The 239-nt window shown below is 69.0% G+C and carries 1 protein-coding gene; it reads left to right on the forward strand.

The window, feature by feature from the left end; all coding sequences use genetic code 11:
* Window positions 1-239: polyprenyl synthetase family protein (locus ACQG3P_RS22990; protein ID WP_426806340.1), on the forward strand; the 239-nt coding region annotated here is incomplete at both ends.

Genomic DNA, 239 nt, shown 5'->3' on the forward strand with positions numbered 1-239 from the left:
CTCGCCGCGCGCGACATGGCCGCCGAGGAAGCGCTCTTTCGCCGCCGCCTGTCCTCGGATGTCGTCCTGATCGAGCAGATCGCCGACCACGACATATCTGCCGGAGGCAAGCGCCTGCGGCCGATGCTGGTCATGCTGGCCGGCCACGCGGTAGGCCAGGCCGGCCCGGCGCACCACCAGCGGGCGGCGATCATCGAGTTCATCCACACCTCGACCCTGATGCACGACTACGTGGTGGA

Source organism: Stenotrophomonas sp. SrG (assembly GCF_050031795.1).
Taxonomy (GTDB): domain Bacteria; phylum Pseudomonadota; class Gammaproteobacteria; order Xanthomonadales; family Xanthomonadaceae; genus Stenotrophomonas; species Stenotrophomonas rhizophila_A.